Source organism: Pseudoxanthomonas mexicana (assembly GCF_046736355.1).
Classification (GTDB): domain Bacteria; phylum Pseudomonadota; class Gammaproteobacteria; order Xanthomonadales; family Xanthomonadaceae; genus Pseudoxanthomonas_A; species Pseudoxanthomonas_A mexicana_B.
The window spans coordinates 2,832,929-2,859,882 of sequence record NZ_CP157201.1 but is presented as its reverse complement, the minus strand read 5'-3'; the positions used below and the strand labels follow the sequence as shown (position 1 = coordinate 2,859,882).

Sequence of the window (26,954 nt, the reverse complement as noted above, 5' to 3'; positions counted from 1 at the left end):
GAGAGATGATCATGGAAGCGAAAGCCATCCTGCGCACCGCGCGCATCTCCCCGCAGAAGGCCCGCCTGGTCGCCGACCAGGTGCGCGGCCTGCCGGCCGAGCGCGCCGTCAACCTGCTGAAGTTCTCGGACAAGAAGGCCGCCCACCTGATCAAGAAGGTCGTGGAGTCCGCCATCGCCAACGCCGAGAACAACCAGGGCGCCGACGTCGACGAGTTGAAGGTCAAGACCATCATGGTCGACGAAGGTCCGACGCTGAAGCGTTTCATGGCCCGCGCCAAGGGCCGCGGCACGCGCATTCTCAAGCGCACCAGCCACATCACCGTGGTCGTGGGCGAGGGCAAATAAATGGGTCACAAAGTACATCCGACCGGAATCCGCCTGGGCATCGCCAAGGACTGGAACTCCAAGTGGTTCGCCAACAAGCGTGATTACGCCGATTACCTGGCGGCCGACCTGAAGGTGCGCGAAATGCTGCGCAAGAAGCTGGCGCAGGCCGGCATCTCCAAGATCCTGATCGAGCGTCCGGCCAAGACCGCCCGCGTGACCATCCACACCGCCCGCCCGGGCGTGGTGATCGGCAAGCGCGGCGAGGACATCGAGAAGCTGCGCAAGGAAGTGTCCGAGCTGATGGGCGTCCCGGCGCACATCAACGTCACCGAAGTGCGCAAGCCCGAGCTCGACGCGCAGCTGGTGGCCGAGTCGATCGCCCAGCAGCTGGAGCGCCGCATCATGTTCCGCCGCGCGATGAAGCGCGCCGTCGGCAACGCTATTCGCCTCGGCGCCCTGGGCATCAAGGTCAACGTGGCCGGTCGCCTGAACGGCGCCGAGATCGCCCGCTCCGAGTGGTACCGCGAAGGCCGCGTGCCGCTGCACACGCTGCGTGCCGACATCGACTACGGCTTCGCCGAAGCCAAGACGACCTACGGCATCATCGGCATCAAGGTGTGGGTCTACAAGGGCGAAATCTTCGATTTCAGCCAGGTGGGTCAGGAGAAGCAGGACGACGCGCGCCCCGAGCGCAGCGAACGTCCGTCGCGCCCGTCCCGTGACCGCGACGCGAGGTAATCAGTCATGTTGCAACCCAAGCGAACCAAATACCGCAAGATGCACAAGGGCCGCAACGAGGGCCTGAGCTGGAGCGGCAACCTCGTCAGCTTCGGCGAGTACGGCCTGAAGGCCACCGCGCACGGCCAGCTGACCGCGCGCCAGATCGAGGCCGCGCGCCGTTCCATCAGCCGCTACGTCAAGCGCGGCGGCAAGATGTGGATCCGCGTGTTCCCCGACAAGCCGATCACCAAGAAGCCAATCGAAGTCCGCATGGGCTCCGGCAAGGGCAACGTGGAGTACTGGGTCGCCCAGATCCAGCCCGGCCGGATGATCTATGAAATCGAAGGCGTCAGCGAGGAAATCGCGCGCGAGGCGTTCCGCCTGGCCGCGGCCAAGCTGTCCGTCACCACCACTTTCGTGACCCGGACGGTGCGCTAATGGAACTCAAGCAACTCCGCGAGAAGTCGGCCGACGAACTGAAGGCCCACCTGACCGACCTGCGCAAGGAGCAGTTCTCGCTGCGCATGCAGCAGGTCACCGGCCAGCTGCCGAAGACCCACGAAACCCGCCGGGTGCGCCGCGAGATCGCTCGCGTCAAGACCCTGCTCGGCAGCCAGAAGTAAGGAGCACCCGAGATGAGCGATAACAAAGACAAAGCGCAACGCACCATCGAGGGCCGCGTCGTCAGCAACAAGATGGACAAGACCGTCACCGTCCTGGTCGAGCGCCAGGTCAAGCACGCGCTGTACGGCAAGTACATCCGCCGCTCGACCAAGCTGCACGCCCACGACGCCGACAACAGCTGCAAGGAAGGCGACGTCGTCCGCGTGGTCGAGATCGCCCCCCTGTCCAAGACCAAGAACTGGCGCGTGGTGGAAATCGTCACCCGCGCGGCTGAATAAGAGGAGTCTGAATCATGATCCAGATGCAGAGCTACCTTGACGCGGCCGACAACTCCGGCGCCAAGGAACTGATGTGCATCAAGGTGCTGGGCGGTTCCAAGCGCCGCTACGCCCACATCGGCGACATCATCAAGGTGACCGTCAAGGACGCCATTCCGCGCGGCAAGGTCAAGAAGGGCGAAGTCTACGACGCCGTGGTCGTGCGCACCCGCAAGGGCGTTCGCCGCCCGGACGGCTCGCTGATCCGCTTCGACGGCAACGCCGCCGTGCTGCTCAACAACAAGCAGGAGCCGATCGGCACCCGCATCTTCGGGCCCGTGACCCGCGAGCTGCGTTCCGAGAAGTTCATGAAGATCGTTTCGCTCGCGCCCGAAGTGCTCTGAGCGGAGGACATAGAAATGGCAAACCGTATCAAGAAGGGTGACCAGGTAATCGTCACCACCGGCAAGGACAAGGGCAAGACGGGCGACGTCGTGCGCGTGGACGGCGACCGCGTGGTCGTCTCCAACGTCAACATCGTCAAGCGCCATACCAAGCCGAACCCGCAGGCGGGCATCGCCGGCGGCGTGGTCGAGCGCGAAGCCTCGATCCATATCTCCAACGTGGCGATCCTGAACCCGGCGACGGGCAAGGGCGAGCGCGTTGGCTTCAAGGTGCTGGAGGATGGACGCAAACTGCGTGTGTTCCGCTCCAGCGGTGAGGCGCTCGACGCCTGAGGAATGAGGTCATGACCACCCGTCTCGAAAAAATCTACAAGGAAGAAGTGGCGCCGGCTCTGATGAAGAAGTTCGGCTACACCAATCCGATGGAAGTGCCGAAGATCACCAAGATCACCATCAACATGGGTGTCGGTGAAGCGGCCACCAACAAGAAAATCCTGGAAAACGCCGTGGCCGACCTGGCCAAGATCAGCGGCCAGAAGCCGATCACGACCAAGTCCCGCGTGTCGGTGGCTTCGTTCAAGATCCGCGACGGCTGGCCGATCGGCTGCAAGGTCACGCTGCGCCGGGCCAAGATGTACGAGTTCCTGGATCGCCTGATCAGCGTCTCGCTGCCGCGCGTGCGCGACTTCCGCGGCGTGTCCGGCCGTTCCTTCGACGGCCGCGGCAACTACAACATGGGCGTGAAGGAGCAGATCATCTTCCCGGAAATCGACTTCGACGCCGTCGACGCGATCCGCGGCATGGACATCGCCATCACCACCACCGCCAAGACCGACGCCGAAGCCAAGGCGCTGCTCGAGGCGTTCAAGTTCCCGTTCCGCAATTAAGCGCCGGGATTGGTGGTTCGGGATTCGGGCTTCGCAAGGGCCCGCTTCCACGAATCCCGAATCCCAAATGCCGAATCCCAAGGATTTAGAGTTTATGGCAAAGACCTCGATGGTGAACCGCGACATCAAGCGGGCCAAGCTGGCGAAGAAGTACGCCGCCAAGCGCGAAGCGCTGAAGAAGACCATCTCCAGCACCACCGCCTCGTACGACGAGAAGATGGAAGCGGTCACCAAGCTGCAGAAGCTGCCGCGCGACTCCTCGCCGAGCCGCGAGCGCAACCGCTGCGAGCTGTCCGGCCGTTCGCGCGGCGTGTACCGCAAGTTCGGCCTGGGCCGCAACATGCTGCGCAAGGCGACGATGAACGGCGACGTGCCGGGCCTGCGCAAGGCCAGCTGGTAACCCGGCGGCGGTAACGCCGGTCCGGCCCCGCGCCGGGCCGCCAGGACGAGTCCGGCACAAGCCGGACTCGTTGTTGTACAATGCCCGGCTCCCCGCGCGGATTTCCGCCGGTGGCCGGCAACAGACCCCCGGGCATCCCCCGGTCAACCCCGGATTTTCGCGAAAGCGGATATCGGTGCTACTCATAAGGCAAACATCATGAGCATGACTGATCCCATCGCCGACATGCTGGTCCGCATCAGGAATGCGGCCGCGGTCGGCAAGCCGACGGTGAAGATGCCGTCCTCCAAGATCAAGGCGTCCATCGCCGACGTCCTGAAGGCCGAGGGCTACATCGCCGACGCGCGCGTCACCAAGATCGAGAACAACAAGGCCGAGCTGGAAATCGTCCTGAAGTACTTCGAAGGCAAGCCGGTCATCGAGAAGCTGAGCCGCGTGTCCCGCTCGGGCCTGCGCCAGTACCGCGGCAAGGCCGAGCTGCCCAAGGTCCTCGGTGGCCTGGGCGTCGCCATCATTTCCACCTCCAAGGGCATCATGACCGATGCGCAGGCGCGCCAGCAGGGCGTCGGCGGCGAAGTCCTGTGCTTTGTGGCCTAACGGAGTAAACCCATGTCCCGTGTAGCCAAGAAGCCGATCAGCCTGCCCAAGGGCACCGAACTGAACATCCAGGCCGACAGCCTGACCGTCAAGGGCGCCAAGGGCACCCTGTCGATCGCCCGTCCGGCCGGCGTGGAAGTCAACAACGACAACGGCACCATCACCCTGTCGCCGAGCGCTCCCGAGCACGACGCCATCACCGGCACCATCCGCGCGATCCTGGCCAACATGGTCAAGGGCGTGTCGGAAGGCTTCGAGCGCAAGCTCGAGCTGGTCGGCGTGGGTTACCGCGCCTCGATGCAGGGCCAGGACCTGAACCTGTCGCTGGGTTTCTCCCACCCGGTGCTGTTCAAGGCCCCGGAAGGCATCACCATCGCCACCCCGACCCAGACCGAAATCCTGGTGCAGGGCGCCGACAAGCAGCGCGTGGGTGAAGTGGCCGCCAAGATCCGCGGTTTCCGTCCGCCGGAGCCCTACAAGGGCAAGGGCGTGAAGTACTCCGACGAAACCATCATCCGCAAGGAAGCGAAGAAGGCGTAAGCACGCCTTCGGCTTCGAGGAATTCCATCATGAGCATCAAGAACACCGCCCGCCTGCGCCGCGCCAAGTCCACCCGCGCGCACATCCGCGTCCTCGGCGTGCCGCGCCTGTCGGTGCTGCGCACCGGCCAGCACATCTACGCCCAGCTGTTCACCGCCGACGGCGCCAAGGTCATCGCGTCGGCCAACACCCTGCAGGCCGACGTCAAGGAAGGCCTGAAGAACGGCAAGAACAGCGACGCCGCGGCCCGGGTCGGCAAGATCATCGCCGAGCGCGCCAAGGCCGCGGGCATCGAGAAGATCGCCTTCGATCGCTCGGGCTACCGCTACCACGGCCGCATCAAGGCGCTGGCCGACGCCGCGCGCGAAGGCGGCCTGCAGTTCTGATCATTGAAGGGCATGGGGCTCGTCCCCATGCCCGTACCCGTCGGCGCGGGATGGCGCCGGACGCCGCGTCTCTTCTGCAGGCGCGCGCGGTCCACCGCGGCACACCACAACCATAAGCGGCCCAGCCGTACATACCCAATCAACCAAGGAATCCAGAAATGGCAGAAGAACAACGTGGACCGCGGGGTCGCGATCGCGACCGCAACCGCGAGGAGAAGGTCGACGACGGCATGATCGAGAAGCTGGTCGCGGTCAACCGCGTCAGCAAGACGGTCAAGGGCGGTCGCCAGTTCACCTTCACCGCGCTGACGGTGGTCGGCGACGGCAACGGCAAGATCGGCTTCGGCTACGGCAAGGCCCGCGAAGTCCCGGTCGCCATCCAGAAGTCGATGGAGTACGCCCGCAAGGGCATGCTGAACATCGACCTGAACAACGGCACCCTGTGGCACCCGGTCAAGGCCGGCCACGGCGCGGCGCGCGTGTTCATGCAGCCGGCCTCCGAAGGTACCGGCGTGATCGCCGGCGGCGCCATGCGCGCCGTGCTGGAAGCGGTCGGCGTGAAGAACGTGCTGGCCAAGGCGGTCGGCTCGCGCAACCCGATCAACCTGGTGCGCGCCACGCTGAAGGGCCTGAGCGACATGCAGTCGCCCTCCCGCATCGCGGCCAAGCGCGGCAAGAAGGTGGAGGAACTCCTCAATGGCTAACGAGTCCAACAAGACCGTCAAGGTCCGCCTGGTGCGTGGCCTGCGTGGTTCCCAGTCGCGTCACCGCCTGTCGGTGAAGGCGCTGGGCCTGAACAAGCTCAACGACGTGCGTGAACTGAAGGACAGCCCGCAGGTGCGCGGCCTGATCGCCAAGGTCCACTACCTCGTCAAGGTCGAGGAGTAATCATCATGCGTCTCAACACTCTCACCCACGCCGACGGCGCCCGCACCGAGCGCAAGCGCGTCGGCCGCGGCATCGGTTCGGGCCTGGGCAAGACCGCGGGCCGCGGCCACAAGGGTTCGTTCGCGCGCTCGGGCAAGGGCAAGATCAAGGCCAAGTTCGAGGGCGGCCAGATGCCGCTGATCAAGCGCCTGCCCAAGGTCGGCTTCCGCTCCAAGCTCAAGCTGGACTGCGCCGAAGTGCTGTCCTACCAGCTCGACAGGCTGGAAGCCGGCGAGATCGACTTCGCCGCGCTGCGCGCCGCCAAGCTGGTGCCCAGCACCGCCAAGCGCGCCAAGATCGTCAAGAAGGGCGAACTGAGCAAGGCGTTCGTGCTGAAGGGCGTGCTGGCCACCGCCGGCGCCAAGGCCGCCATTGAGGCTGCCGGCGGCAGCGTGCAGGAGTAACCGACGCATGGCGCAGGGCAATGCCGCCAGTGCACTGGCAGGCGCGGGCAAGTTCACCGAACTTCGCCAGCGCCTGCTGTTCGTCCTCGGGGCGCTGGTCGTCTATCGCATCGGCTGCTTCGTGCCGGTGCCGGGCGTCAATCCCGACGCCATGCTGGCGATGATGCAGGCCCAGGGCGGCGGCATCGTCGACATGTTCAACATGTTCTCCGGCGGCGCCCTGCACCGTTTCAGCATCTTCGCGCTGAACGTGATGCCGTACATCTCCGCGTCGATCGTGATGCAGCTGGCCGTGCACATCTTCCCGTCGCTGAAGGCGATGCAGAAGGAAGGCGAGTCCGGCCGCCGCAAGATCACCCAGTACTCGCGCATCGGCGCGGTGCTGCTGGCGGTGGTGCAGGGCGGCAGCATCGCCACCGCGCTGCAGAACCAGGTCGCGCCGGGCGGCATGCCGGTGGTGTACGCGCCGGGCATGGGCTTCGTGCTGACCGCGGTGGTCGCGCTGACCGCCGGCACCATCTTCCTGATGTGGCTGGGCGAGCAGGTGACCGAGCGCGGCATCGGCAACGGCGTGTCGCTGATCATCTTCGCCGGCATCGTCGCCGGGCTGCCGGGCGCGGTCATCCAGACCGTCGGCGCCTTCCGCGACGGCTCGATGAGCTTCATCTCGCTGCTGCTGATCGTCCTGCTGGTGCTGGCCTTCACGTTCTTCGTCGTGTTCGTCGAGCGCGGGCAGCGTCGCATCACGGTCAACTACGCGCGCCGCCAGGGTGGCCGCAACGCATACATGAACCAGACCTCGTTCCTGCCGCTCAAGCTCAACATGGCAGGCGTGATCCCGCCGATCTTCGCGTCCAGCATCCTGGCCTTCCCGGCCACGCTGGCGCAGTGGTCCGGCCAGGCGACCTCGGCCACCTGGCTGCAGCGCATTTCCAACGCGCTGGCGCCGGGCGAGCCGCTGCACATGATCGTGTTCGCGGCGATGATCATCGGCTTCGCGTTCTTCTACACGGCGCTGGTGTTCAACTCGCAGGAAACCGCCGAGAACCTGAAGAAGTCGGGCGCGCTGATCCCGGGCATCCGCCCCGGCAAGGCCACCGCCGATTACATCGACGGCGTGCTGACCCGGCTGACCGCGATCGGCTCGATGTACCTGGTCATCGTCTGCCTGCTGCCGGAAGTGATGCGCACGCAGCTGAACACCTCGTTCTACTTCGGCGGCACCTCGCTGCTGATCGTGGTGGTGGTGGTGATGGACTTCATCGCGCAGATCCAAGCGCACCTGATGTCGCACCAGTACGAGAGCCTGCTGAAGAAGGCCAACCTGAAGGGCGGCTCGCGCGGCGGTCTGGCGCGCGGCTGACGGCATACACCCCGCGGGGAGCGTCCTCCCCGCATCGCCCGGCCTGCGGCCGGACGACTTAGATGGGCGGCCCGCGCGGCGATCCTGCGCGCGGGTGAGAACCGGCCAGTCCCTGCGCCAGAGTAGCGCGGGCGGAGCGGGCAGGGGGCAACCCCGGCTCGCGCCAGGCGGGTTCCGGCGCCGGAGCATGGGCACACTCCCCATGCCGGGCTTGGGTCGACTCTCGGGTCGGCCCGGGCTTCCATGTAACCCGGGATCAGGCTAGAATTTCCAGTTCACTCTGCCAGCTTGCGGCTTTCCCGAAGGGGACGGGCCGCATTCGGGCCATCAAACAACAGTTGGAGATCGCGTCATGGCGCGTATTGCAGGTGTCAACCTGCCTGCCCAGAAGCATGTCTGGGTGGGGCTGCAAAGCATCTACGGCATCGGCCGTACCCGTTCGAAGAAGGTCTGCGAAGCCGCAGGCGTGGCTTCGACCACCAAGATCCGTGACCTGTCCGAGCCGGAAGTCGAGCGCCTGCGCGCCGAAGTCGGCAAGTACATCGTCGAAGGCGACCTGCGTCGCGAAGTGGGTATCGCGATCAAGCGCCTGATGGACCTGGGTTGCTACCGCGGCCTGCGCCACCGCCGCGGCCTGCCGCTGCGCGGCCAGCGCACCCGCACCAATGCCCGTACCCGCAAGGGTCCGCGCAAAGCCATCAAGAAGTAAGGGGCGCCCATCATGGCCAAGCCAGCTGCTGCCAAAGTCAAGAAGAAGATCAAGCGCGTCATCACCGACGGCGTCGCCCACGTCCACGCTTCTTTCAACAACACCATCGTGACCATCACCGACCGCCAGGGCAACGCGCTGTCGTGGGCGACCTCGGGCGGCGCGGGTTTCCGCGGTTCGCGCAAGTCGACCCCGTTCGCCGCGCAGGTCGCCGCCGAGAAGGCCGGCCGCGCCGCGCTGGACTACGGCGTGAAGTCGCTGGAAGTCCGCATCAAGGGTCCGGGTCCGGGCCGCGAGTCGGCCGTACGTTCGCTCAACAACGTCGGCTACAAGATCACCAACATCATCGACGTGACGCCGATCCCGCACAACGGGTGCCGTCCGCCGAAAAAGCGCCGCGTCTAAAGGGGGCGACAAGAAATGGCTCGTTATATTGGTCCCACCTGTAAGCTCGCGCGCCGCGAAGGCGCCGATCTGTCCCTCAAGAGCCCGGCCCGCGCGCTGGACTCCAAGTGCAAGCTGGAGCAGAAGCCCGGCCAGCACGGCGCCGCCCGCAAGGGCAAGCTGTCCGACTACGCCACCCAGCTGCGCGAGAAGCAGAAGGTCAAGCGCATCTACGGCCTGCTGGAGCGCCAGTTCCGCAACTACTACAAGAAGGCCTCGACCAAGAAGGGCAACACCGGCGAGAACCTGCTGCAGTTGCTGGAAACCCGCCTGGACAACGTCATCTACCGCATGGGCTTCGCGGTGACCCGGCCGGCCGCGCGCCAGCTGGTCTCGCACCGCGGCGTGCTGGTCAACGGCAAGTCGGTCAACCTGCCTTCCTACCAGGTCAAGGCCGGCGACGCGATCGCGCTGTCCGAGCGCGCGCAGAAGCAGCTGCGCGTGCAGGAATCGCTGACCGTGGCCGAGCAGCTCGACCTGAGCCCGTCGTGGGTCGAGGTCGACTCGAAGAAGTTCAGCGGCGTGTTCAAGTCGGTGCCGGAGCGTTCCGACCTGCCGGCCGACATCAACGAAGCGCTGATCGTCGAGTTGTACTCGAAGTAATTCATTCACGCACCCCCGATGCCCCCACATCGGGGGTTTGCAGGAGACAAAGCAACATGACGGGTATCACTCAGCAAGTGCTGCGCCCCCGCGGCCCGCAGATCGAGCGCCTGACCGACAACCGCGCCAAGGTGGTCATCGAACCGCTGGAGCGCGGCTACGGCCACACGCTCGGCAATGCGCTGCGCCGCGTGCTGCTGTCGTCCATTCCGGGCTTCGCCATCACCGAAGTCGAAATCGACGGCGTGCTGCACGAATACAGCACCATCGAAGGCCTGCAGGAAGACGTGCTCGAAGTCCTGCTGAACCTGAAGGACGTGGCGATCCGCATCCACACCGGCGACAGCTCCACCCTGAGCCTGTCCAGGCAGGGCCCGGGCGTGGTGACCGCCGCCGACATCAAGACCGATCACAACGTCGAGATCCTCAATCCGGACCTGGTCATCTGCACGCTGACCAAGGACACGGCGATCAACATGCGCCTGAAGATCGAGCGCGGCTTCGGCTACCAGCCGGCCGCCGCGCGCCGCCGCCCGGACGAGGAGACCCGCACCATCGGTCGCCTGGTGCTGGACGCCTCGTTCTCGCCGGTGCGCCGCGTCGCCTACGCGGTGGAAGCCGCGCGCGTGGAGCAGCGCACCGACCTGGACAAGCTGGTGCTGGACATCGAGACCAACGGCACCATCGACGCCGAGGAAGCCGTGCGCACCGCCGCCGACATCCTCAGCGACCAGCTGTCGGTGTTCGGCGACTTCACCCATCGCGATCGCGGCGCGCCGAAGCAGGCCGCCAGCGGCGTGGACCCGGTGCTGCTGCGCCCGATCGACGACCTGGAGCTGACCGTGCGTTCGGCCAACTGCCTGAAGGCCGAGAGCATCTACTACATCGGCGACCTGATCCAGAAGACCGAGGTCGAGCTGCTCAAGACCCCGAACCTGGGCAAGAAGTCGCTCACCGAGATCAAGGAAGTCCTGGCCCAGCGCGGCCTGTCCCTGGGCATGAAGCTGGAGAACTGGCCGCCGGCCGGCGTCGCCCAGCACGGCATGCTTGGGTGAGGTAGCGCGTTTGCGAGCCATTGGCTCGCGCGCTGCCGAACGCCCGGCCACGGATGGCCGGGCAGGGCGTTCCGAAGCCCGCGCAGTTTCGCCATGGACGGCAAGCATGATTTTTTTCAGTAAATAGGCAAGCCCCCACGCCGACGGACCCGAAGGTCCGCGGCATTCCGGTCAGGGACGGCCGGTTCGGACCATCCGCAGTCCATGCTTCAACGCCACGATGGCGACAGCGAACTCCAACGTTTCGACATTCAACAGGAACCCGACCCATGCGCCACCAGAAATCCGGCCGCAAGTTTAGCCGCACCAGCGCCCACCGCGAGGCGATGTTCAGTAACATGGCCGCGTCGCTGATCAAGCACGGCCTCATCCGTACCACCCTGCCCAAGGCCAAGGAACTGCGCCGCGTCGCCGAGCCGCTGATCACCCTGGCCAAGGTCGATGGCGTGGCCAACCGCCGCCTGGCCTTCTCGCGCCTGCGCGACAAGGAAGCCGTCGGCACGCTGTTCACCACCCTCGGCCCGCGCTACCAGTCGCGTCCCGGCGGCTACCTGCGCATCCTCAAGTGCGGCTTCCGCGCCGGCGACAACGCGCCGATGGCCTACGTCGAGCTGGTGGATCGTCCGGAAGCGCCGAGCGCCGAGTAAGCGCCCCGCCGCCACGATTGCCATGACGAACCCCGGCCCGCGCCGGGGTTCGTTTTTTGCGCCGGGCATGTCCATAATGCGGGCTGGATTTTCGCGGCCCCGACATGAATCCGTTCACCTGGTCCTTTCGCGCGCAGTTCCTGCTGGGTTTCGTCGCCTGCGCGGCATTGCTCTCCTATGCCCTGTACACGCAGCACTACGGCGGCCTGCTGCCGTGCCCGCTGTGCACGTTCCAGCGCGGCGCGTTCGTGCTGCTGGGCGGGGTGTTCCTGATCGGCGCGCTGCACGCGCCCCGCGGCAAGGCCGGCCGGGCGGCGTATGCGCTGCTGGCGCTGCTGGCGGCCGCGATCGGCACGGCCATCGCCGGCCGCCACGTCTGGCTGCAGGGCCTGCCGCCGGACCAGGTGCCGGCTTGCGGCCCGGACCTGTCCTACATGATGGAAGCCTTCCCGCTGCTGGACGTGCTGCGCAAGGTATTCACCGGCTCGGGCGAGTGCGCCGAGGTCGACTGGACCTTCCTGGGCCTGGCGATGCCGGCCTGGAGCCTGATCTGGTTCGTGGCGCTGGGCCTGTGGGCGCTGTATGCAGGCTACCGCAGCCGGAAATCTATTTTCCGCTGATGTGGCCCCGGCGCTGCGCGGGCGGGGTTTGACGCGGCGCATCAATCTGGCAGGATGACGATTCCCCCGAGGAATCGCCATGAATTCGTCCGAACGCAATCTGCGCGCCGTCAACCTGCCTGCCGACTGGGCGCCGGACAGTTGGCGCGCCCGGCCGGCCCTGCAGATGCCGACCTATCCGGACCCGGCCGGGCTGGAGCAGGCGCTGGCCGAACTGCGCCGGTTGCCGCCGCTGGTGACTTCCTGGGAAATCTTCTCGCTGAAGAAACAACTGGCCGAGGCGCAGGAAGGCAAGCGCTTCCTGCTGCAGGGCGGCGACTGCGCGGAGAGCTTCAGCGACTGCGAGTCGGGCCTGATCTCCAACCGGCTCAAGGTGCTGCTGCAGATGAGCCTGGTGCTGGTGCACGGCATGCACCTGCCGGTGGTGCGCGTGGGCCGCTTCGCCGGCCAGTACGCCAAGCCGCGCTCGGCCGACAGCGAGACCCGCGACGGCATCACCCTGCCGAGCTATCGCGGCGACCTGGTCAACCAGCCCGAGTTCACCGAAGCCGCGCGCGTGCCGGATCCGCGCCGGATGATCAAGGCGCACGCGCGCTCGGCGATGACGATGAACTTCGTGCGCGCGCTGATCGACGGCGGTTTCGCCGACTTGCACCATCCCGAGTACTGGAACCTGAGCTGGGTCGGCTATTCGCCGCTGGCCAACGAGTACCAGCAGATGGTGTCCTCGCTGGGCGACGCGGTGCGCTTCATGGAGACGCTGGCCGGCTCGGAGGTGCACAACCGCATCGACTTCTACACCTCGCACGAGGCGCTGCTGCTGCCGTACGAGGAGGCGCTGACGCGCGAGGTGCCGCGCCACTGGGGCTGGTTCAACCTGAGCACGCACTACCCGTGGATCGGCATGCGCACGGCCGCGGTCGATGGCGCGCACGTGGAATACCTGCGCGGCGTGCGCAACCCGATCGCGATCAAGGTCGGCCCGTCGGTCCACCCGGACCAGCTGCTGCGCCTGATCGACGTGCTGAACCCGGACGACGAGCCGGGCCGGCTGACCTTCATCCACCGCATGGGTGCGGCGCAGATCGCCGACAGGCTGCCGCCGCTGCTGGAGGCGGTGCGCCGCGACGGCCGCCGGGTGCTGTGGGTCTGCGACCCGATGCACGGCAATACCGAGAGCACAAGCAACGGCTACAAGACGCGCCGCTTCGACAACGTGCGCAGCGAGGTCGAGCAGTCCTTCGATCTGCATGCCTCGGTCGGCACGCGCCTGGGCGGCGTGCACCTGGAGCTGACCGGCGAGGACGTCACCGAATGCACCGGCGGCGCGCGCGAGCTGACCGACGTGGACCTGGAGCGCGCCTACCGTTCGACCGTCGATCCGCGGCTGAACTACGAGCAGTCGCTGGAAATCGCCATGTGCATCGTGCGCAAGCAGAACCAGCTGGCGGTGCCGACGCTGCGCTGAGCGGCGTCGTCGGCACCGGGTTGACCGGCCTGGCGGCTGTTGAAGAGCGCCTGCGCCTGCGCGGAAATGATGGGTAAAGGGGGACTTGCTCGATTCCCCCCGCGGAGCGGTCTTGCGCGACGCCGCGGGCCGGCTCAGGACCAGTGCGCGACCGCGCTGCTGGCCGGGCGCGGGATGTCCCAGGTGATGTTGCGCGCCAGCAGCCTGGCCAGTTCGCCGGCCGGCAGGGCTGGACTGAACAGGTGGCCCTGCATCTCGTCGCAGCCGTGGCGTGCCAGCCATTCGGCCTGTTCCGGCGTTTCCACGCCTTCGGCGATGGTGCGGCAATGCAGCTGGTTGGCCAGGCCGATGATCGCGCGGGTGATCGCGCCCTGGCTGGGCTCGGTCACGTCGCGCACGAACGACTGGTCGATCTTGAGGATGTTGAAGCCGTAGTTGCCGAGGTAGCTCAGGCTGGAGAAGCCGGTGCCGAAATCGTCGATGGCGATGCGCACGCCCATCGCCTTGAGCGCGCGCAGGGTGCGGCCGGTGCGCTGCACGTCGCGCATCAGCGTGGTCTCGGTGACTTCCAGTTCGAGGAATTCCGGCGCCAGGCCGCTGTCGCCCAGCGCCGCGGCGACGGTGTCGAGCAGGCGGTCGGTATCGAAGTTGGCGGCGGCCACGTTGACCGAGATGCGCACCGGCGGCAGGCCGGCCTGCTGCCAGATGCGGTTCTGCCGGCACGCGGCGTGGATGGCCCATTGGTCGATGTCGACGATGAGGTTGGTTTCCTCGGCGATCGGCAGGAACTCGCCCGGCAGCGCCAGGCGATCCCCGCGCTGCCAGCGCGCCAGTCCCTCGATGCCGACGATGCGTCCGGTATGGCGATCGATCTGCGGCTGGTAGTGCAGGACGAGGTCGCCGTTGCGCAGGCCGCGGCGCAGGCTGTTTTCCAGCTCGATGCGCGCATCGACGCTGGCGGCCAGCTCGCGGGTGTAGAAGCGGGTGGCGTTGCGGCCGCTGCGCTTGGCCAGGTACATCGCCGCGTCGGCGCGCATCATCAGCGTGGCCGCGTCGTAGCCGTCCTCGGGGAACAGGCTGATGCCGATGCTGAAGGCCTGGTGCAGCTCGTGCGAGGCGACGGTGTAGGGCGTGCCGCCGATGGCCAGCAGGCGGTCGGCGAGCTGCAGCACGTCCTCGCGGGTGATGACGTTGTCCATCAGCACGACGAACTCGTCGCCGCCGGTGCGATAGACGCCGCCGAGATTGCCGACGTTGTGCTGGATGCGCCGGGAGACCTGTTGCAGCAACTGGTCGCCGACGTGGTGGCCGAGCGCGTCGTTGACGTGCTTGAACAGGTCCAGGTCGAGGAAAAGCACCGCCACGCCATTGCCGCGGTTGGTGGCGGCGCTGATCAGGTGGCCCAGCGTCTCGTTGAGCTGCAGCCGGTTGGGCAGCCCGGTCAGCGAGTCGTGGTGGGCCAGGTAGGCCATGCGCGCGCCCAGCGCGCGCGACTCGGTGATGTCGCGCAGCACCAGCACCGAGCCGATGCGCGCGTCGTCGCGCCCGTGCAGCGGGGTCAGCGTGCGCTCGACCAGCATGCGGCGGCCGTCGCGGCGCAGTAGTTCGGTGTCGCCGGGCATCGCCGCCGGCAGATGTTGATCGCCGCCGTCCGCATCGCCGACCTGGGCCAGCGCAAGCACCTGCCCGATGGGCTGCTGCAGCGCCTCCTGCAAGGTCCAGCCGCTGAGGCTCTCGGCGGCGGGATTCATGTAGGTGATGCGCTGGTCCACGTCGGTGGTGACCACCGCCTCGCTGATCGCGCTCAGGGTGACCTGGGCGCGTTCGTTGGCGTTGTAGAGCGCGGTTTCCAGCCGCGCCTTGTCGGTGATGTCGATCAGCATCGCGAAGAAGCCCTGCACCCGGCCGTTGGCGCCGGCGTCGGGGGTGAAATAGCAGCGCATCCGCCGCAGGTTGCCGTCGCTGCCGGGGAAACTGGCCTCGAAATCGACGTCGCGTCCCGACAGCACCGCGTCGACATGGGGCTTGCGGCGGGCGTAGTGACCGCTGCCCAGCAGTTCCTGCAGCGATACCCGCGGCCGGTACGGAGCGGCCCAGGCGATCGTTTCCAGCGCCGCGCGGTTGCAGAACAGCAGGCATTCGTCGCGGTCGTACTGCGAGATCAACGCGGGCAGCTTGTCGGTGATGCGTTGCAGGTGATCGCGCGCCAGCGCGGTTTCGCGGTGGGCGCGCCGCTGCTCGCTGATGTCGTTGACCATCAGGTACCAGCCGGCGATGTGCCGGTCCTTCTCGACATCGGGCACCAGCGAAACCTGCACCGCGCGCGTCGGCTCGCCTATCTCGGTCTCCCAGGACGCGCCGCCTTCGGTGGCGCCGCCGGCCATCGTCTGGCGGATGGCGCGGCAGAATGGCGAGGCCGGTCCGTGCACGTCCTCGATCGTGCGCCCGCTCCAGCCGGTCGGATCGCCGCCGAACCAGTCGCGCGTGGCGCGGTTGGCGAAGCCGTACTGGCCGTTGCGATCGATGTAGGCGATCAGGGCCGGCAGGTGGTCGGCCATCGCGTCGAGCAGCGCGCGGCTGCGGCGCTCGGCGCGCGCCAGGTTGCGCAGCAATGCGAACAACAGCAGGCCGAGCAACACGCCGCCACCGCTCAGCAGCAGGATGGGCAGCAGTTTCGGGACGGCCTCCCACAGCGGCGGCGACTCGGCGCGCAGCCGCCAGTCCTGGCCGAAGATCCGCGCGCTGGCGTCATGGCGGAAGGCCGGCGCCCCGTCCGCACCGTGGCGCTGGCGCAGCGGATGGCGCCGGTAGACCGCCTCGGCGTCGCTTCCCGGCAGGAACAGCGCCAGATCCATGCCGTCGGCGCCGGTTTCCTGCAACGACTCGTCGATGATCTGCTGCCAGCCGAAGCCCGCCGTGACCAGGCCGCGCAATTGATCGCGCCGCTGGCCGGCATCGGCGTCCGCGGCCAGCGCGGTGGCGTAGACCGGGGCATACAGCAGGAACCCCGGTACCTTGGCGCGGTCGCGCGTACCGTCACCGAACTGGATGTGGATGGCCTGGCTCAGCTCGCCGGAGACGATGGCCTTGTCGATGGCGGCGCGCCGCGCCGGGTCGGACATCAGGTCGCGGCCCAGCAGGACCTGCGTGCCGGCGACGTCGGGGTAGAGCAGCTCCAGCACGATGTATTCGTCGCGCCGCCCGGCGGGGCGGATGTCGAAGCCGGGACCGTGGACGGCGCGTTGCCGTTCGAGGTAGGCCATGCGCTCGTCGTCGCGCAGGTGGCGGGCGAAACCCAGGCCATGCACGCCCTGCTGGCGCTGCGGGATCCGCAGCTTCTGCACCAGGGCGGTGAAGCTGGCGCGATCGATCCGTTCACGCGCCTCCAGCACGCCGGCCGCGGCGCGCACGGTGTCCTCGTAAGTGAGCATCCGGGTGGTGATGGCGGTGGCGGCGGCATCGGCGCGGGCGGCGAAGCTGGTGCGCGCGCTGTGCCTGGCCTGCTGCCAGGCGGCATGGCCCAGCCACAGCGACAGCAGCGTGGTCACGGCGAGGACGATCCAGGCCAGCGCGTACAGGCGCCTGCGGCGCCGTGCGGACTGCTGGCGCGAGGTACCCAGCAGCCTCGGTTCCGAAGCACGATCCGGCCTGGTGTCCGTGCGGCTGGTCATCTTCCCCCTGCGCCCGTCGTGATCGAATCCCTCGCCGGCATCCTACCCCGCGGTCCGGCCGGCACAAGCGGCCGGGCCGGGCGGCGGCAGGGATGCCCGCTCACTGCCTTAGCGGCGGCGTTTGCGGTATCTGCAGGGTCGGCAGGTATACGGGCGGCTTGCGCGCGCGGGTCATCTGCTCGTAGGCGTAGCCGAGCGCCAGCAGTCGGCCCTCGCTCCAGGCCGGCCCCATGAAGGTCAGGCCCAGCGGCAGGCCGTGGCTGTGCCCCATCGGCACGGTCAGGCTGGGATAGCCGGCCACCGCGGCGGCGCCGTAGCCGGCGCCGGGGAACCGATCCCCCTGCGCGTAGTCGGTGGGCCAGGCCGGCCCGGTGGTCGGCGCGATCAGGGCATCGAGCCGCTGCGCCTTCAGCGCCGCGTCGATGCCCTCGGGGCCGGCGAGCTGGCGCGCCAGGCTGCGCGCGGCGATGTAGGTCGGATCCGCCAGGCTGCCCCGGGTGTTGGCCATCTCGAACAGTTCCTGGCCGAAGTGCGGCATCTCCTCGCTGCGGAACTGCTGGTTGAAGCCGATCAACTGGGTCAGCGAGGTCAGCGGCGCGTCGTGCCCGCGCAGGTAGCGCTCGACGCCGGCCTTGAACTCGAACAGCAGCACTTCCAGTTCGGCCTCGCTCCATTGCCCTTCGGTGGGGATCTCGGCATCGACCAGGACGGCGCCGGCCTCGCGCATCACCTCGAGCGCGGCCTCCAGCGCCGCCGCCGCGTCGGGGTGGATGGCGGACTTGCTGCGCAGCACGCCGATGCGCGCGCCCTTGAGCGCGTCGGGCCGCAGCCGTTCCCGGTAGTCCGGGGTCATGTTCCAGGCCGCCTGCTGGGTGGCCACGTCGGCGCTGTCGCGGCCGGCCATCACGCCCAGCAGCACGGCGGCGTCGGCGACGCTGCGGGTCATCGGGCCTGCGGTGTCCTGGCTGTGCGCGATCGGCAGGATGCCGCCGCGGCTGATCAGGCCGACCGTCGGCTTGAGCCCGACCAGTCCGTTGACCGCGGCCGGGCAGAGGATGCTGCCGTCGGTCTCGGTGCCGACGGCGACGGCGGCGAGGTTGGCCGATACCGCCACCGCGCTGCCGGAACTGGAGCCGCACGGGTTGCGATCCAGCACGTAGGGATTGCGGGTCTGCCCGCCGCGCGCGCTCCAGCCGGAGGTGGAGCGGGTGGAGCGGAAGTTGGCCCATTCGCTCAGGTTGGTCTTGCCGAGGACGACCGCGCCGGCCTCGCGCAGGCGGCGCACCAGGAAGGCGTCGCCGGCCGGGCGCAGGTCCTTCAGCGCCAGCGAGCCGGCCGAGGTCGCCATCGGCACCGCGTCGATGTTGTCCTTCAGCAGCACCGGGATGCCATGCAGCGGCCCGCGCACCGACTGGCTCTTGCGCTCGACGTCGCGCAGCGCGGCTTCCTTCATCGCGTCGGGATTGATCTCGATGACCGCGCCCAGCCGCGGGCCGGCCTGGTCGATGGCGGCGATGCGGTCGAGATAGGCGCGGGTCAGGGTGCGGCTGTCCAGTTCGCCGCTGCGCATCAGCGCCTGCAACTGCGCGATGTCCATTTCCGCGTACAGGAAATCGCTGGGCGCCTGCGCGCCGGCGGCGGGCGGCGGAGCCGGCTGCCGGCAGCCGGCCGACAACGCCAGGAACAGCACCAGCAATGCGATGCGTCGCATGTTTCTTCCTCGGATCCCCAGCGTCGCAGGCTACGCAGCGGCGGCCGGGCGCGTCAATTCCTGCGGCGGCGGATGTCGCGCGCCAGCACGGCGACGATGACCACGTTGACGATCAGCAGCGCCCAGGTGTGCCAGCCGGGATGGCGGAGCAGCGCGTAGACGTCCAGCGGCAGGTACAGCGCCGAGCCGATGCAGCCCAGCCACGAGGCCCAGGCGCGGGTGCGCCACAGTCCCCAGGCCTCGACGAAGCGCATCGCCGCGTACAGCGCCAGGATGGCCGCCGCCCAGTGCACCGAGCGGTCGCTGATGGCGTCCAGCAGGCCCTGCGAGGCGCCTTGCTGGACGTCGATGCGCAGGCGCGCGGCGAGCTCGCGCGCCATCTGCCGCAGCGGCTGCGGGCCCAGCAGTTCCAGGCCGGCCGCCGCCGCGACCGCCAGCGCGCCCTTGGCGCCCTCGAACAGCGCGATGGCGTGCAGGCCCGCGGTCGGCGTGGCGGGTTCCGGCGGGACGGTCACCTGGACCACGCCGGATGCCTCACGCGGCGCGGGAAGCGCGCTTGCGGTCGCTCTCGGTCAGCAGCTTCTTGCGCAGGCGGATTTCCTTCGGGGTGACCTCGACCAGCTCGTCGTCCTCGATGAAGTCCAGCGCCTGCTCCAGCGTGTACTTCAGCGCCGGGGTCAGCTTGATCGCGTCGTCCTTGCCGGCCGCGCGGATGTTGGTCAGCGGCTTGGCCTTGATCACGTTGACGGTCAGGTCGTTGTCCTTGGAGTGGATGCCGACCAGCTGGCCCTCGTAGACGTTGTCGCCCTCGGCGGCGAACAGGCGGCCGCGCTCTTCCAGCGGGCCCAGCGAGTAGGCCGGGGTCACGCCGGGCGCGTTGGCGATCATCACGCCGTTCGAGCGCTTGGCGATCGGGCCGGTCTCCTTCGGGCCGTAGTGATCGAACACGTGGAACAGCAGGCCCGAGCCCTGGGTCAGGGTCTTGAACTCGTTCTGGAAGCCGATCAGGCCGCGCGCCGGGATCATGTAGTCCAGGCGCACGCGGCCCTTGCCGTCGGACTCCATGTTCTTCAGCTGCGCCTTGCGGGTGCCCAGCTTCTCCATCACGCCGCCCTGGTGCTGCTCCTCGATGTCCACCACCAGCTGCTCGATGGGTTCCATCAGCTGGCCGTCGATTTCCTTGATGATGACTTCCGGGCGCGAGACGGCCAGTTCGAAGCCTTCGCGGCGCATCGTCTCGATCAGCACCGACAGGTGCAGCTCGCCGCGGCCGGAGACCAGGAACTTGTCGGCGTCGCCGGTCTCCTCGACCTTCAGCGCGACGTTGTGCAGGGTCTCGCGCTCCAGGCGCTCGCGCAGCTGGCGGCTGGTGATGAACTTGCCGCCGGAGAACTCCTTGTGGCCGGCGAACGGCGAGTTGTTGACCTGGAAGGTCATGCTGATGGTCGGCTCGTCCACGGTCAGCGCCGGCAGCGCCTCGGGGGTGTCCAGCGCGCACACGGTGTCGGAGATGCTCAGGTCCTGGATGCCGGCGATGGCGACGATGTCGCCGGCCTCGGCCTCCTCGACCTCGATGCGCTCCAGGCCCATGAAGCCGAGCACCTGCGCGATCTTGCCCTGGCGCTTCCTGCCCTCGCGGTCGATCACGCTGACCGGCTGGTTCTTGCGGACCTTGCCGCGCTGGATGCGGCCGATGCCGATCAGGCCGACGAAGTTGTTGTAGTCGAGCTGGCTGATGCGCATCTGGAACGCGCCCTCCGGATTCACCGACGGGGCGGGGACGTGCTGCATGATCGCCTCGTACAGCGGGGTCATGTCGCCTTCGCGGGCGGCGTCGTCCAGGCTGGCGTAGCCGTGCAGCGCCGAGGCGTAGACGATCGGGAAGTCGAGCTGCTCGTTGGTCGCGCCGAGCTTGTCGAACAGGTCGAACACCTGGTCGATGACCCAGTCCGGGCGCGCACCGGGGCGGTCGATCTTGTTGACCACCACGATCGGCTTGAAGCCCATCGCGAACGCCTTCTGGGTGACGAAGCGGGTCTGCGGCATCGGGCCGTCCATCGCGTCGACCAGGATCAGCACCGAATCGACCATCGACAGCACGCGCTCGACCTCGCCGCCGAAGTCGGCGTGGCCGGGGGTGTCGACGATGTTGATGCGGTTGCCCTGCCAGGTGATGGCGGTGTTCTTGGCCAGGATGGTGATGCCGCGTTCCTTTTCCTGGTCGTTGCTGTCCATCACCCGCTCGGCGAGCACCGTGCGTTCGGACAGGGTGCCGGACTGCTTGAGCAGGCAGTCGACGAGGGTGGTCTTGCCGTGGTCGACGTGGGCGACGATGGCGATGTTGCGCAGTTTTTCGATGGACATTGGATTCTGGGATCGGGAAAGCGCACCCGGATACCCCTTCGTAGGGGGAGGGCGCGAGGGACGGGGCGGAAACGAGGCGCGCTATTATACCCGGTCAACCGGCCCATCCGGGCACCTGGAGCTGAATATGACCCTGACCGCCACCTTCGACACCTCCCGCGGCCCGATTACCGTCGAGCTCTACCCCGACAAGGCCCCGCTGACGGTGGCCAATTTCGTCAACCTGGCCAGGCGCGGCTTCTACGACGGGCTGAACTTCCACCGCGTCATCGCCGACTTCATGATCCAGGGCGGCTGCCCCGAAGGCTCCGGCCGCGGCGGCCCGGGCTACCGCTTCGAGGACGAGACCAACAATGGCGTGCGCCACGAGCGCGGCGTGCTGTCGATGGCCAACGCCGGCCCCAACACCAACGGCAGCCAGTTCTTCATCACCCATGTGGCGACCCCGTGGCTGGAGGGCAAGCACACCGTGTTCGGCAAGGTGATCGAAGGCCTGGACGTGGTCGATGCCGTCGCCCAGGGCGATGCCATCAACAAGGTCACCATCGAGGGCGACGCCGACGCCGTGCTGGCCGCCAAGGCCGACCGCGTGGCGGAGTGGAACCGCGCGCTGAGCGCCTGAACGGCTGAATCGTGCCGGGACAGGGGGAGGCCGGGCGCTTCCCCCCTGCCTTGGTCGTAGCGACACCGGCCGGTGGCAGCGGGGCCACGTGGTAAAATCGGCGTCCCGCCTCCCATTGCCTCCCGCATGCGCCTGCTCGCCGTCCTGCTGCTCCTGTTGGCCGCTGCCGGCGGCCTGCACCACTGGGCGGGCAATCGCGCCCCGGAACTGCTGCCGGACGATCCGCGCCATCTTACCGGCGACAAGGGCATCGTCATGCTGGCGGCCGAATGGTGCGGCTACTGCCGCAAGCAGCAGGGCGACTTCGAGCGCGCCAGCGTGCGCTACCGCGTGCTCGACATCGACACCCCGGACGGCGAGCGCGCCATGCGCGCGCTGGGCGCGCGCGGCGTGCCCGTCACCGTCATCGGCCAGGACGTGGTCCGCGGCTACGACACCGCATCGCTCGACGCCCGGCTGGCCCCGCTGGGCTACCGCGTCTACTGAACTTTCAGTCCCATCGCAGAGGAACCCCCCATGAAGAACCCCGTTCGTGTCGCCGTCACCGGCGCTGCCGGCCAGATCGGCTACGCCCTGTTGTTCCGCATCGCTTCCGGCGAAATGCTCGGCAAGGACCAGCCGGTCGTCCTGCAACTGCTGGAACTGCCGATCGACAAGGCCCAGGCCGCGCTGAAGGGCGTGATCATGGAACTGGAGGACTGCGCGTTCCCGCTGCTGGCCGGCGTGATCGGCACCGACGATCCGGAAGTGGCGTTCAAGGACGCCGACGTGGCCCTGCTGGTCGGCGCGCGCCCGCGCGGCCCGGGCATGGAGCGCAAGGATCTGCTGCTGGAGAACGCCAAGATCTTCACCGCCCAGGGCGCGGCGCTGAACAAGGTCGCCAGCCGCGACGTCAAGGTGCTGGTGGTCGGCAACCCGGCCAACACCAACGCCTACATCGCGATGAAGTCGGCGCCGGACCTGCCGGCGAAGAACTTCACCGCGATGCTGCGCCTGGACCACAACCGCGCGCTGTCGCAGCTGGCCGCCAAGGCCGGCGTGGCCGTGGGCGACATCGAGAACCTGGTCGTGTGGGGCAACCACAGCCCGACCATGTACCCGGACTACCGCTTCGCCACCGCCGGCGGCGTCAACCTGAAGGACAAGATCAACGACGCCGACTGGAACGCCAACGCGTTCATCCCACAAGTCGGCAAGCGCGGCGCGGCGATCATCGAGGCGCGTGGCCTGTCCTCGGCCGCCTCGGCCGCCAACGCCGCCATCGACCACATCCGCGACTGGGTGCTGGGCAGCAACGGCAAGTGGGTGACGATGGGCGTGCCGTCGGACGGCAGCTACGGCATCCCGGAAGGCGTGATCTACGGCGTGCCGGTGACCACGCAGAACGGCGAGTACACCCGCGTGCAGGGCCTGGAGATCGACGCGTTCAGCCGTGCCGCGATGGACAAGACGCTGGCCGAGCTGGAAGAGGAACGCGCCGGCGTGGCGCACCTGCTGGGCTGAACACCGCTGCATCGCCGAACCAAGACGCCGGGCAATGCCCGGCGTTTTTTTGCGCATCCTGCCTGTAGAGCCGAGCTTGCTCGGCTGCTTCGACTCCGGAACCCGGACAGGGCGGCGGAGCAAGCTCCGCTCTACAGGACAGGGAAGACCGTCGCGACTGACGTCGCTCGCACGGGGCATCGCCTGGCCGGATCATGCGACCAAGGTCGGAAGGTGCGCCGGCGGGCAGGAGACTATGCTGAAACCATCACGGGTCCAGGGAGAACCGTCATGGATTACGAGGAACTCCACCGCCGCTCGATCGAGCAGCCGGAAGCCTTCTGGGCCGAGGAAGCCAAGGCGATCCACTGGCACAAGCCGCCGCAGGCCATCCTCGACTATTCCAATCCGCCGTTCCGCCGCTGGTTCGTCGGCGGGCAGACCAACCTCTGCTACAACGCGGTCGATCGCCATCTCGAAGAACGCGGCGAGCAACTGGCGCTGGTAGCTGTCTCGACCGAGACCAACGCCACCCGCGAAATCACCTACCGCGAACTGCACCGCGAGGTGAACGCCTTCGCCGCCGTGCTGCGCCGGCTGGACGTCGGCCGCGGCGATCGCGTCGTCGTCTACATGCCCAACATGGCCGAGGCGGTGTTCGCGATGCTGGCGTGCGCGCGCATCGGCGCGATCCACTCGGTGGTGTTCGGCGGGTTCGCCGCGCACAACCTGGCGCTGCGCATCGACGACGCGCGGCCCAAGCTGCTGATCTGCGCCGACGCCGGCATGCGCGGCGGCAAGGTGATCCCGTACAAGCCGCTGGTGGACGCGGCCTGCGCCGAGGCCGCCACGCCGCCGCCGAAGGTGCTGGTCGTCTCGCGCGGGCTGGACCCGGCCGAACCGAAGTTGGCCGGGCGCGACGAGGACTACGCCGCGCTGCGCGCGCAGGTCGGCGATGCGCAGGTGGCGGTCGAATGGCTGGAATCCAACGAGCCCAGCTACCTGCTCTACACCTCGGGCACCACCGGCAAGCCCAAGGGCGTGCAGCGCGACGTCGGCGGCTACGCGGTGGCGATGGCGCTGTCGATGCGCACGGTGTTCGACGTCGGCCCGGGGCAGGCGATGTTCTCCACTTCCGACGTCGGCTGGGCGGTCGGGCATTCGTACAACGTCTACGGGCCGCTGATCGCCGGCGCGACCTCGCTGCTGTACGAGGGCCTGCCGGTCCATCCCGACGCCGGCATCTGGTGGGCGCTGTGCGAGCAGTACGGCGTGCGCACGATGTTCTCCTCGCCTACGGCGATCCGCGTGCTGAAGAAGCACGACGTCGATTTCATCCGCCGCCACGATTTGTCCACGCTGAAGTATTTGTTCCTGGCCGGCGAGCCGCTGGACGAGCCGACCGCGCAGTGGATCACCGACGCGCTCGGCAAGCCGGTCATCGACAACTACTGGCAGACCGAGACCGGCTGGCCGGCGCTGACGCTGCTGCCCGGGCTGGACATGAAGCCGGTGAAGTTCGGTTCGCCGGGTTTCCCCAACCTCGGCTACCGGATGAAGGTGATCGACGAGAACAGCGGGCAGGAAGTCGGCCCGGGCGAGAAGGGGGTGCTGGTGATCCAGCCGCCGCTGCCGCCAGGTTGCATGAGCACCATCTGGAACGACGACAAGCGATTCCTCGACAGCTACTTCGGCCACTTCAAGGAACTGCTGTACAGCTCGCTGGACTGGGCGATCCGCGACGAGGATGGCTACACCTTCATCCTCGGCCGCACCGACGACGTCATCAACGTCGCCGGCCACCGCCTGGGCACGCGTGAGATCGAGGAGGCGGTGTCCTCCTGCGCGGCGGTGGCCGAGGCCGCGGTGGTGGGCGTGGCCGACGAACTGAAGGGGCAGGTGCCGATCGTGTTCGCCACGCTGCGCGCCGGCGGCGCCGACGAAGGCGCGCGCCAGGCCGCGGCCACCGACATGTGCCGGGCGGTGGACAGTTCGCTGGGCGCGGTCGCGCGGCCGGCGCGGGTCTACATCGTCAACGCGTTGCCGAAGACGCGCTCGGGCAAGCTGCTGCGACGCTCGTTGCAGGCGCTGGCGCAGGGAGGGGACCCCGGCGACTTGTCCACGCTCGACGATCCCAACGCGCTGGAGGAAGTGAAGCGCGCGCTGGAGGCGAGCAAGCGTTAATCAAAGCCCCTCTCCCGCTTGCGGGAGAGGGGTTGGGGGTGAGGGCCGGAGGATGCGGTGATCGCATGTTTCACCATGCCGCATGCCCTCATCCGGCCCTTCGGGCCACCTTCTCCCGCCTGCGGGAGAAGGGAAGTACATCGTGCTTTTGAAGACGGCGTTGCAAACGCATGTGAGCGCTCAACCGGATGCAGGTTCCTCCGGTGGCGCCCCGGCGTAGCGCGCACGCGGACGAATCAGGCTCCCCTGCGCCTGCTGTTCCAGCGCGTGCGCCAGCCAGCCGGCCAGCCGGCCCGCGGCGAACATCACCAGTGCCGGCGTGGCCGGCAGCGCGCTGGCGAAGCAGATCGCGGCGAGGGTGAAGTCGATGTTGGGGCGCTGCCCGCTGGCTTCCTCGGAGGCGGCGACGATCGCTTCCAGCGTGCGCATCGCCGGCGAGTCGCCGTGCAGTACGCGCAGCCGCGCGAGAAGTTCGGCCGCGCGCGGATCGCCCTGCGGGTAGAGCGCGTGGTGGAAGCCCGGCAGATCGTCGCCGCGGCGCCAGCGCATGGCGATGAAGTCATGGGCCGAGTCCGCGCCGGCGGCGTCGGCGATCAGCGCGTAGGCGCGCGCGGTGGCGCCGCCGTGGCGCGGACCGGACAGCGCGGCCAGGCCGCTGCACACGGTGGCGTGCAGGTGCGCGCCGGTGGAGGCGACCACGCGCGCGGCGAAGGCCGAGACGTTAAGTTCGTGATCGGCGCACAGCACCAGCGCCGCGCGCACCAGATCGGCGAAGCCGTCGTCGTCCGGCCGCCAGCACTGCGCCAGCAGCCGGTGCACCGGACCGGCCGACGGCGGCCGCGCGACCAGCAGCGCGGCGTTGTGGCGCAGCAGGGTGGCAGCCGTCTCGTGGCGCACGCGCGGGGCGGCGTTGAACGAGGGCGCATCCAGCGCGAGCAGCGGCAGGGCCGCCATCGCGCGTTCCAGCGGCGGCAGGGCTGCATCGCTGGCGATGCCGGCGACGGTGGCGGGCCAGCGCTCGGCGATCGGGGCGGCGAACGGATCGTGATCGCCGCAATCCCACAGCAGCCGCGCGGCGTCTTCCAGGGTGGCGCCGGCATCGACCGCAGCGATCGCCGAGCGGCCGCGGTAGTACGGCCCGTCCGCCCGGATCAGCGATACCCGCGTCTCCAGCACCGGCAGGCCGCGGTCCAGGCTCTGCGCCGCGCCGCGCGCCGCGCCGCGGCCGGCGCGCTTGCGCTGGGCCAGGCGCTCGACGTCGCGGCGCAGGTAGCCGCGGTTGCGATGGTCGGCGCCCGGGCGCGAGGCGACCAGGCCGCGGCTGACGTAGGCGTAGAGCGTGGCCCGGCTGATGCCGAGCAGCGCGCAGGCCTGCGCGGCGGTGAGGAGATCGGCGTCGGCATCCATGCGAACAGATTGATTGATTCAATCAAGATTGATCAACCCTTGCCGGGGTGCCAGATTGTGCGCCCCGGAGGTGGCGTACCCTTCGCCTGTCTCCATCGCCCGCCCGCCGGGCCGTCATCGCACAGGAGT

The 26,954-nt window shown here is 68.2% G+C and carries 32 protein-coding genes; 27 read left to right on the top strand and 5 right to left on the bottom strand.

The window, feature by feature from the left end; translation table 11 throughout:
- Positions 1-11 precede the first annotated feature (11 nt).
- From rplV to AAG688_RS13025, 23 genes are all read left to right on the top strand, one after another.
- Positions 12-347 (top strand): 50S ribosomal protein L22, encoded by a 336-nt coding sequence (gene rplV, locus AAG688_RS13135; protein WP_232143824.1) that lies wholly within the window; start codon positions 12-14, stop codon positions 345-347.
- Positions 348-1,067, top strand: a complete 720-nt coding sequence (gene rpsC, locus AAG688_RS13130; protein WP_411832687.1) for a 30S ribosomal protein S3 — start codon at positions 348-350, stop codon at positions 1,065-1,067.
- A gap of 6 nt (positions 1,068-1,073) precedes the next feature.
- A complete protein-coding gene (rplP, locus tag AAG688_RS13125) occupies positions 1,074-1,487 on the top strand; it encodes a 50S ribosomal protein L16 (RefSeq protein ID WP_097121890.1) in 414 nt (137 codons plus the stop codon).
- Positions 1,487-1,672, top strand: a complete 186-nt coding sequence (gene rpmC / locus AAG688_RS13120; protein WP_097121889.1) for a 50S ribosomal protein L29 — start codon at positions 1,487-1,489, stop codon at positions 1,670-1,672. The genes rplP and rpmC overlap by 1 nt, the downstream gene beginning before the upstream one ends.
- A gap of 12 nt (positions 1,673-1,684) precedes the next feature.
- On the top strand, positions 1,685-1,951 hold the full coding sequence (gene rpsQ, locus AAG688_RS13115; RefSeq protein ID WP_411832686.1) for a 30S ribosomal protein S17: 267 nt from the start codon (positions 1,685-1,687) through the stop codon (positions 1,949-1,951).
- Positions 1,952-1,965: 14 nt separating this feature from the next.
- On the top strand, positions 1,966-2,334 hold the full coding sequence (rplN, locus tag AAG688_RS13110; RefSeq protein ID WP_042614221.1) for a 50S ribosomal protein L14: 369 nt from the start codon (positions 1,966-1,968) through the stop codon (positions 2,332-2,334).
- Positions 2,335-2,349: 15 nt separating this feature from the next.
- Positions 2,350-2,667, top strand: a complete 318-nt coding sequence (rplX, locus tag AAG688_RS13105) for a 50S ribosomal protein L24 (protein WP_411832685.1) — start codon at positions 2,350-2,352, stop codon at positions 2,665-2,667.
- 11 nt (positions 2,668-2,678) lie between these two features.
- Entirely contained in the window at positions 2,679-3,221 is a 543-nt protein-coding gene (gene rplE / locus AAG688_RS13100) for a 50S ribosomal protein L5 (RefSeq protein WP_411832684.1), read from the top strand.
- Between the two features lie 94 nt (positions 3,222-3,315).
- Positions 3,316-3,621: a 30S ribosomal protein S14 gene (rpsN, locus tag AAG688_RS13095; protein WP_411832683.1), complete on the top strand. Its 306-nt coding sequence runs from the start codon at positions 3,316-3,318 to the stop codon at positions 3,619-3,621.
- A 198-nt stretch (positions 3,622-3,819) separates the two neighbouring features.
- Positions 3,820-4,218 (top strand): 30S ribosomal protein S8, encoded by a 399-nt coding sequence (rpsH, locus tag AAG688_RS13090; protein WP_411832682.1) that lies wholly within the window; start codon positions 3,820-3,822, stop codon positions 4,216-4,218.
- A gap of 12 nt (positions 4,219-4,230) precedes the next feature.
- Positions 4,231-4,758 carry a 50S ribosomal protein L6 gene (gene rplF, locus AAG688_RS13085; RefSeq protein ID WP_411832681.1) on the top strand — a complete coding sequence of 176 codons (528 nt, stop codon included), beginning with the start codon at positions 4,231-4,233 and terminating at the stop codon, positions 4,756-4,758.
- A 29-nt stretch (positions 4,759-4,787) separates the two neighbouring features.
- Positions 4,788-5,144: a 50S ribosomal protein L18 gene (rplR, locus tag AAG688_RS13080; RefSeq protein ID WP_411832680.1), complete on the top strand. Its 357-nt coding sequence runs from the start codon at positions 4,788-4,790 to the stop codon at positions 5,142-5,144.
- A gap of 158 nt (positions 5,145-5,302) precedes the next feature.
- Entirely contained in the window at positions 5,303-5,848 is a 546-nt protein-coding gene (gene rpsE, locus AAG688_RS13075) for a 30S ribosomal protein S5 (RefSeq protein ID WP_411832679.1), read from the top strand.
- Positions 5,841-6,032: a 50S ribosomal protein L30 gene (gene rpmD, locus AAG688_RS13070; protein ID WP_055941302.1), complete on the top strand. Its 192-nt coding sequence runs from the start codon at positions 5,841-5,843 to the stop codon at positions 6,030-6,032. The genes rpsE and rpmD overlap by 8 nt, the downstream gene beginning before the upstream one ends.
- Positions 6,032-6,475: a 50S ribosomal protein L15 gene (rplO, locus tag AAG688_RS13065; RefSeq protein WP_411835010.1), complete on the top strand. Its 444-nt coding sequence runs from the start codon at positions 6,032-6,034 to the stop codon at positions 6,473-6,475. Before rpmD ends, rplO begins: the two co-directional genes overlap by 1 nt.
- A 7-nt stretch (positions 6,476-6,482) precedes the next feature.
- A complete protein-coding gene (secY, locus tag AAG688_RS13060; RefSeq protein WP_411832678.1) occupies positions 6,483-7,838 on the top strand; it encodes a preprotein translocase subunit SecY in 1,356 nt (451 codons plus the stop codon).
- Positions 7,839-8,190: 352 nt separating this feature from the next.
- A complete protein-coding gene (rpsM, locus tag AAG688_RS13055; protein WP_411832677.1) occupies positions 8,191-8,547 on the top strand; it encodes a 30S ribosomal protein S13 in 357 nt (118 codons plus the stop codon).
- Positions 8,548-8,559: 12 nt separating this feature from the next.
- Entirely contained in the window at positions 8,560-8,952 is a 393-nt protein-coding gene (rpsK, locus tag AAG688_RS13050; protein ID WP_055941307.1) for a 30S ribosomal protein S11, read from the top strand.
- A gap of 15 nt (positions 8,953-8,967) precedes the next feature.
- A complete protein-coding gene (rpsD, locus tag AAG688_RS13045; RefSeq protein ID WP_411832676.1) occupies positions 8,968-9,594 on the top strand; it encodes a 30S ribosomal protein S4 in 627 nt (208 codons plus the stop codon).
- A 56-nt stretch (positions 9,595-9,650) separates the two neighbouring features.
- A complete protein-coding gene (locus AAG688_RS13040) occupies positions 9,651-10,649 on the top strand; it encodes a DNA-directed RNA polymerase subunit alpha (RefSeq protein WP_411832675.1) in 999 nt (332 codons plus the stop codon).
- A gap of 269 nt (positions 10,650-10,918) precedes the next feature.
- The gene (gene rplQ / locus AAG688_RS13035) at positions 10,919-11,296 is read left to right on the top strand and encodes a 50S ribosomal protein L17 (RefSeq protein ID WP_411832674.1); all 378 of its coding nucleotides are present in this window, start codon (positions 10,919-10,921) and stop codon (positions 11,294-11,296) included.
- Positions 11,297-11,400: 104 nt separating this feature from the next.
- Complete coding sequence (locus AAG688_RS13030) at positions 11,401-11,916, top strand: disulfide bond formation protein B (RefSeq protein ID WP_411832673.1); 516 nt, start codon at positions 11,401-11,403, stop codon at positions 11,914-11,916.
- A gap of 79 nt (positions 11,917-11,995) precedes the next feature.
- Entirely contained in the window at positions 11,996-13,384 is a 1,389-nt protein-coding gene (locus AAG688_RS13025; protein WP_411832672.1) for a class II 3-deoxy-7-phosphoheptulonate synthase, read from the top strand.
- 134 nt (positions 13,385-13,518) lie between these two features.
- On the opposite strand, the gene AAG688_RS13020 is transcribed toward AAG688_RS13025, so the two are convergent.
- The 4 genes from AAG688_RS13020 to typA all read right to left on the bottom strand — a co-directional run bounded on the left by AAG688_RS13020 (position 13,519) and on the right by typA (position 21,130).
- Positions 13,519-17,055 (bottom strand): EAL domain-containing protein, encoded by a 3,537-nt coding sequence (locus tag AAG688_RS13020; RefSeq protein WP_411832671.1) that lies wholly within the window; start codon positions 17,053-17,055, stop codon positions 13,519-13,521.
- A gap of 100 nt (positions 17,056-17,155) precedes the next feature.
- Positions 17,156-18,766, bottom strand: a complete 1,611-nt coding sequence (locus AAG688_RS13015; RefSeq protein WP_411832670.1) for an amidase — start codon at positions 18,764-18,766, stop codon at positions 17,156-17,158.
- Between the two features lie 53 nt (positions 18,767-18,819).
- Positions 18,820-19,281 (bottom strand): DUF2127 domain-containing protein, encoded by a 462-nt coding sequence (locus AAG688_RS13010; RefSeq protein WP_411835008.1) that lies wholly within the window; start codon positions 19,279-19,281, stop codon positions 18,820-18,822.
- 19 nt (positions 19,282-19,300) lie between these two features.
- Positions 19,301-21,130, bottom strand: a complete 1,830-nt coding sequence (gene typA / locus AAG688_RS13005; protein WP_411832668.1) for a translational GTPase TypA — start codon at positions 21,128-21,130, stop codon at positions 19,301-19,303.
- Between the two features lie 127 nt (positions 21,131-21,257).
- Here typA and AAG688_RS13000 point away from each other — a divergent pair, with 127 nt between their 5' ends.
- The 4 genes from AAG688_RS13000 to prpE all read left to right on the top strand — a co-directional run bounded on the left by AAG688_RS13000 (position 21,258) and on the right by prpE (position 25,418).
- Positions 21,258-21,752: a peptidylprolyl isomerase gene (locus tag AAG688_RS13000; RefSeq protein WP_411832667.1), complete on the top strand. Its 495-nt coding sequence runs from the start codon at positions 21,258-21,260 to the stop codon at positions 21,750-21,752.
- 126 nt (positions 21,753-21,878) lie between these two features.
- On the top strand, positions 21,879-22,238 hold the full coding sequence (locus AAG688_RS12995; RefSeq protein WP_411832666.1) for a glutaredoxin family protein: 360 nt from the start codon (positions 21,879-21,881) through the stop codon (positions 22,236-22,238).
- Between the two features lie 30 nt (positions 22,239-22,268).
- Entirely contained in the window at positions 22,269-23,255 is a 987-nt protein-coding gene (locus AAG688_RS12990) for a malate dehydrogenase (RefSeq protein WP_411832665.1), read from the top strand.
- A gap of 270 nt (positions 23,256-23,525) precedes the next feature.
- Complete coding sequence (gene prpE, locus AAG688_RS12985; RefSeq protein ID WP_411832663.1) at positions 23,526-25,418, top strand: propionate--CoA ligase; 1,893 nt, start codon at positions 23,526-23,528, stop codon at positions 25,416-25,418.
- A 180-nt stretch (positions 25,419-25,598) separates the two neighbouring features.
- Here prpE and AAG688_RS12980 read toward each other — a convergent pair whose 3' ends face one another.
- Positions 25,599-26,825 (bottom strand): citrate synthase family protein, encoded by a 1,227-nt coding sequence (locus tag AAG688_RS12980; RefSeq protein ID WP_411832662.1) that lies wholly within the window; start codon positions 26,823-26,825, stop codon positions 25,599-25,601.
- Positions 26,826-26,954 lie beyond the last annotated feature (129 nt).

Coding starts and splice junctions, on each gene's coding strand:
- rplV (WP_232143824.1), top strand. CDS start 12: ATGGAAGCGAAAGCCATCCTGCGCACCGCGCGCATCTCCCCGCAGAAG.
- rpsC (WP_411832687.1), top strand. CDS start 348: ATGGGTCACAAAGTACATCCGACCGGAATCCGCCTGGGCATCGCCAAG.
- rplP (WP_097121890.1), top strand. CDS start 1,074: ATGTTGCAACCCAAGCGAACCAAATACCGCAAGATGCACAAGGGCCGC.
- rpmC (WP_097121889.1), top strand. CDS start 1,487: ATGGAACTCAAGCAACTCCGCGAGAAGTCGGCCGACGAACTGAAGGCC.
- rpsQ (WP_411832686.1), top strand. CDS start 1,685: ATGAGCGATAACAAAGACAAAGCGCAACGCACCATCGAGGGCCGCGTC.
- rplN (WP_042614221.1), top strand. CDS start 1,966: ATGATCCAGATGCAGAGCTACCTTGACGCGGCCGACAACTCCGGCGCC.
- rplX (WP_411832685.1), top strand. CDS start 2,350: ATGGCAAACCGTATCAAGAAGGGTGACCAGGTAATCGTCACCACCGGC.
- rplE (WP_411832684.1), top strand. CDS start 2,679: ATGACCACCCGTCTCGAAAAAATCTACAAGGAAGAAGTGGCGCCGGCT.
- rpsN (WP_411832683.1), top strand. CDS start 3,316: ATGGCAAAGACCTCGATGGTGAACCGCGACATCAAGCGGGCCAAGCTG.
- rpsH (WP_411832682.1), top strand. CDS start 3,820: ATGAGCATGACTGATCCCATCGCCGACATGCTGGTCCGCATCAGGAAT.
- rplF (WP_411832681.1), top strand. CDS start 4,231: ATGTCCCGTGTAGCCAAGAAGCCGATCAGCCTGCCCAAGGGCACCGAA.
- rplR (WP_411832680.1), top strand. CDS start 4,788: ATGAGCATCAAGAACACCGCCCGCCTGCGCCGCGCCAAGTCCACCCGC.
- rpsE (WP_411832679.1), top strand. CDS start 5,303: ATGGCAGAAGAACAACGTGGACCGCGGGGTCGCGATCGCGACCGCAAC.
- rpmD (WP_055941302.1), top strand. CDS start 5,841: ATGGCTAACGAGTCCAACAAGACCGTCAAGGTCCGCCTGGTGCGTGGC.
- secY (WP_411832678.1), top strand. CDS start 6,483: ATGGCGCAGGGCAATGCCGCCAGTGCACTGGCAGGCGCGGGCAAGTTC.
- rpsM (WP_411832677.1), top strand. CDS start 8,191: ATGGCGCGTATTGCAGGTGTCAACCTGCCTGCCCAGAAGCATGTCTGG.
- rpsK (WP_055941307.1), top strand. CDS start 8,560: ATGGCCAAGCCAGCTGCTGCCAAAGTCAAGAAGAAGATCAAGCGCGTC.
- rpsD (WP_411832676.1), top strand. CDS start 8,968: ATGGCTCGTTATATTGGTCCCACCTGTAAGCTCGCGCGCCGCGAAGGC.
- AAG688_RS13040 (WP_411832675.1), top strand. CDS start 9,651: ATGACGGGTATCACTCAGCAAGTGCTGCGCCCCCGCGGCCCGCAGATC.
- rplQ (WP_411832674.1), top strand. CDS start 10,919: ATGCGCCACCAGAAATCCGGCCGCAAGTTTAGCCGCACCAGCGCCCAC.
- AAG688_RS13030 (WP_411832673.1), top strand. CDS start 11,401: ATGAATCCGTTCACCTGGTCCTTTCGCGCGCAGTTCCTGCTGGGTTTC.
- AAG688_RS13025 (WP_411832672.1), top strand. CDS start 11,996: ATGAATTCGTCCGAACGCAATCTGCGCGCCGTCAACCTGCCTGCCGAC.
- AAG688_RS13020 (WP_411832671.1), bottom strand. CDS start 17,055: ATGACCAGCCGCACGGACACCAGGCCGGATCGTGCTTCGGAACCGAGG.
- AAG688_RS13015 (WP_411832670.1), bottom strand. CDS start 18,766: ATGCGACGCATCGCATTGCTGGTGCTGTTCCTGGCGTTGTCGGCCGGC.
- typA (WP_411832668.1), bottom strand. CDS start 21,130: ATGTCCATCGAAAAACTGCGCAACATCGCCATCGTCGCCCACGTCGAC.
- AAG688_RS13000 (WP_411832667.1), top strand. CDS start 21,258: ATGACCCTGACCGCCACCTTCGACACCTCCCGCGGCCCGATTACCGTC.
- AAG688_RS12995 (WP_411832666.1), top strand. CDS start 21,879: ATGCGCCTGCTCGCCGTCCTGCTGCTCCTGTTGGCCGCTGCCGGCGGC.
- AAG688_RS12990 (WP_411832665.1), top strand. CDS start 22,269: ATGAAGAACCCCGTTCGTGTCGCCGTCACCGGCGCTGCCGGCCAGATC.
- prpE (WP_411832663.1), top strand. CDS start 23,526: ATGGATTACGAGGAACTCCACCGCCGCTCGATCGAGCAGCCGGAAGCC.
- AAG688_RS12980 (WP_411832662.1), bottom strand. CDS start 26,825: ATGGATGCCGACGCCGATCTCCTCACCGCCGCGCAGGCCTGCGCGCTG.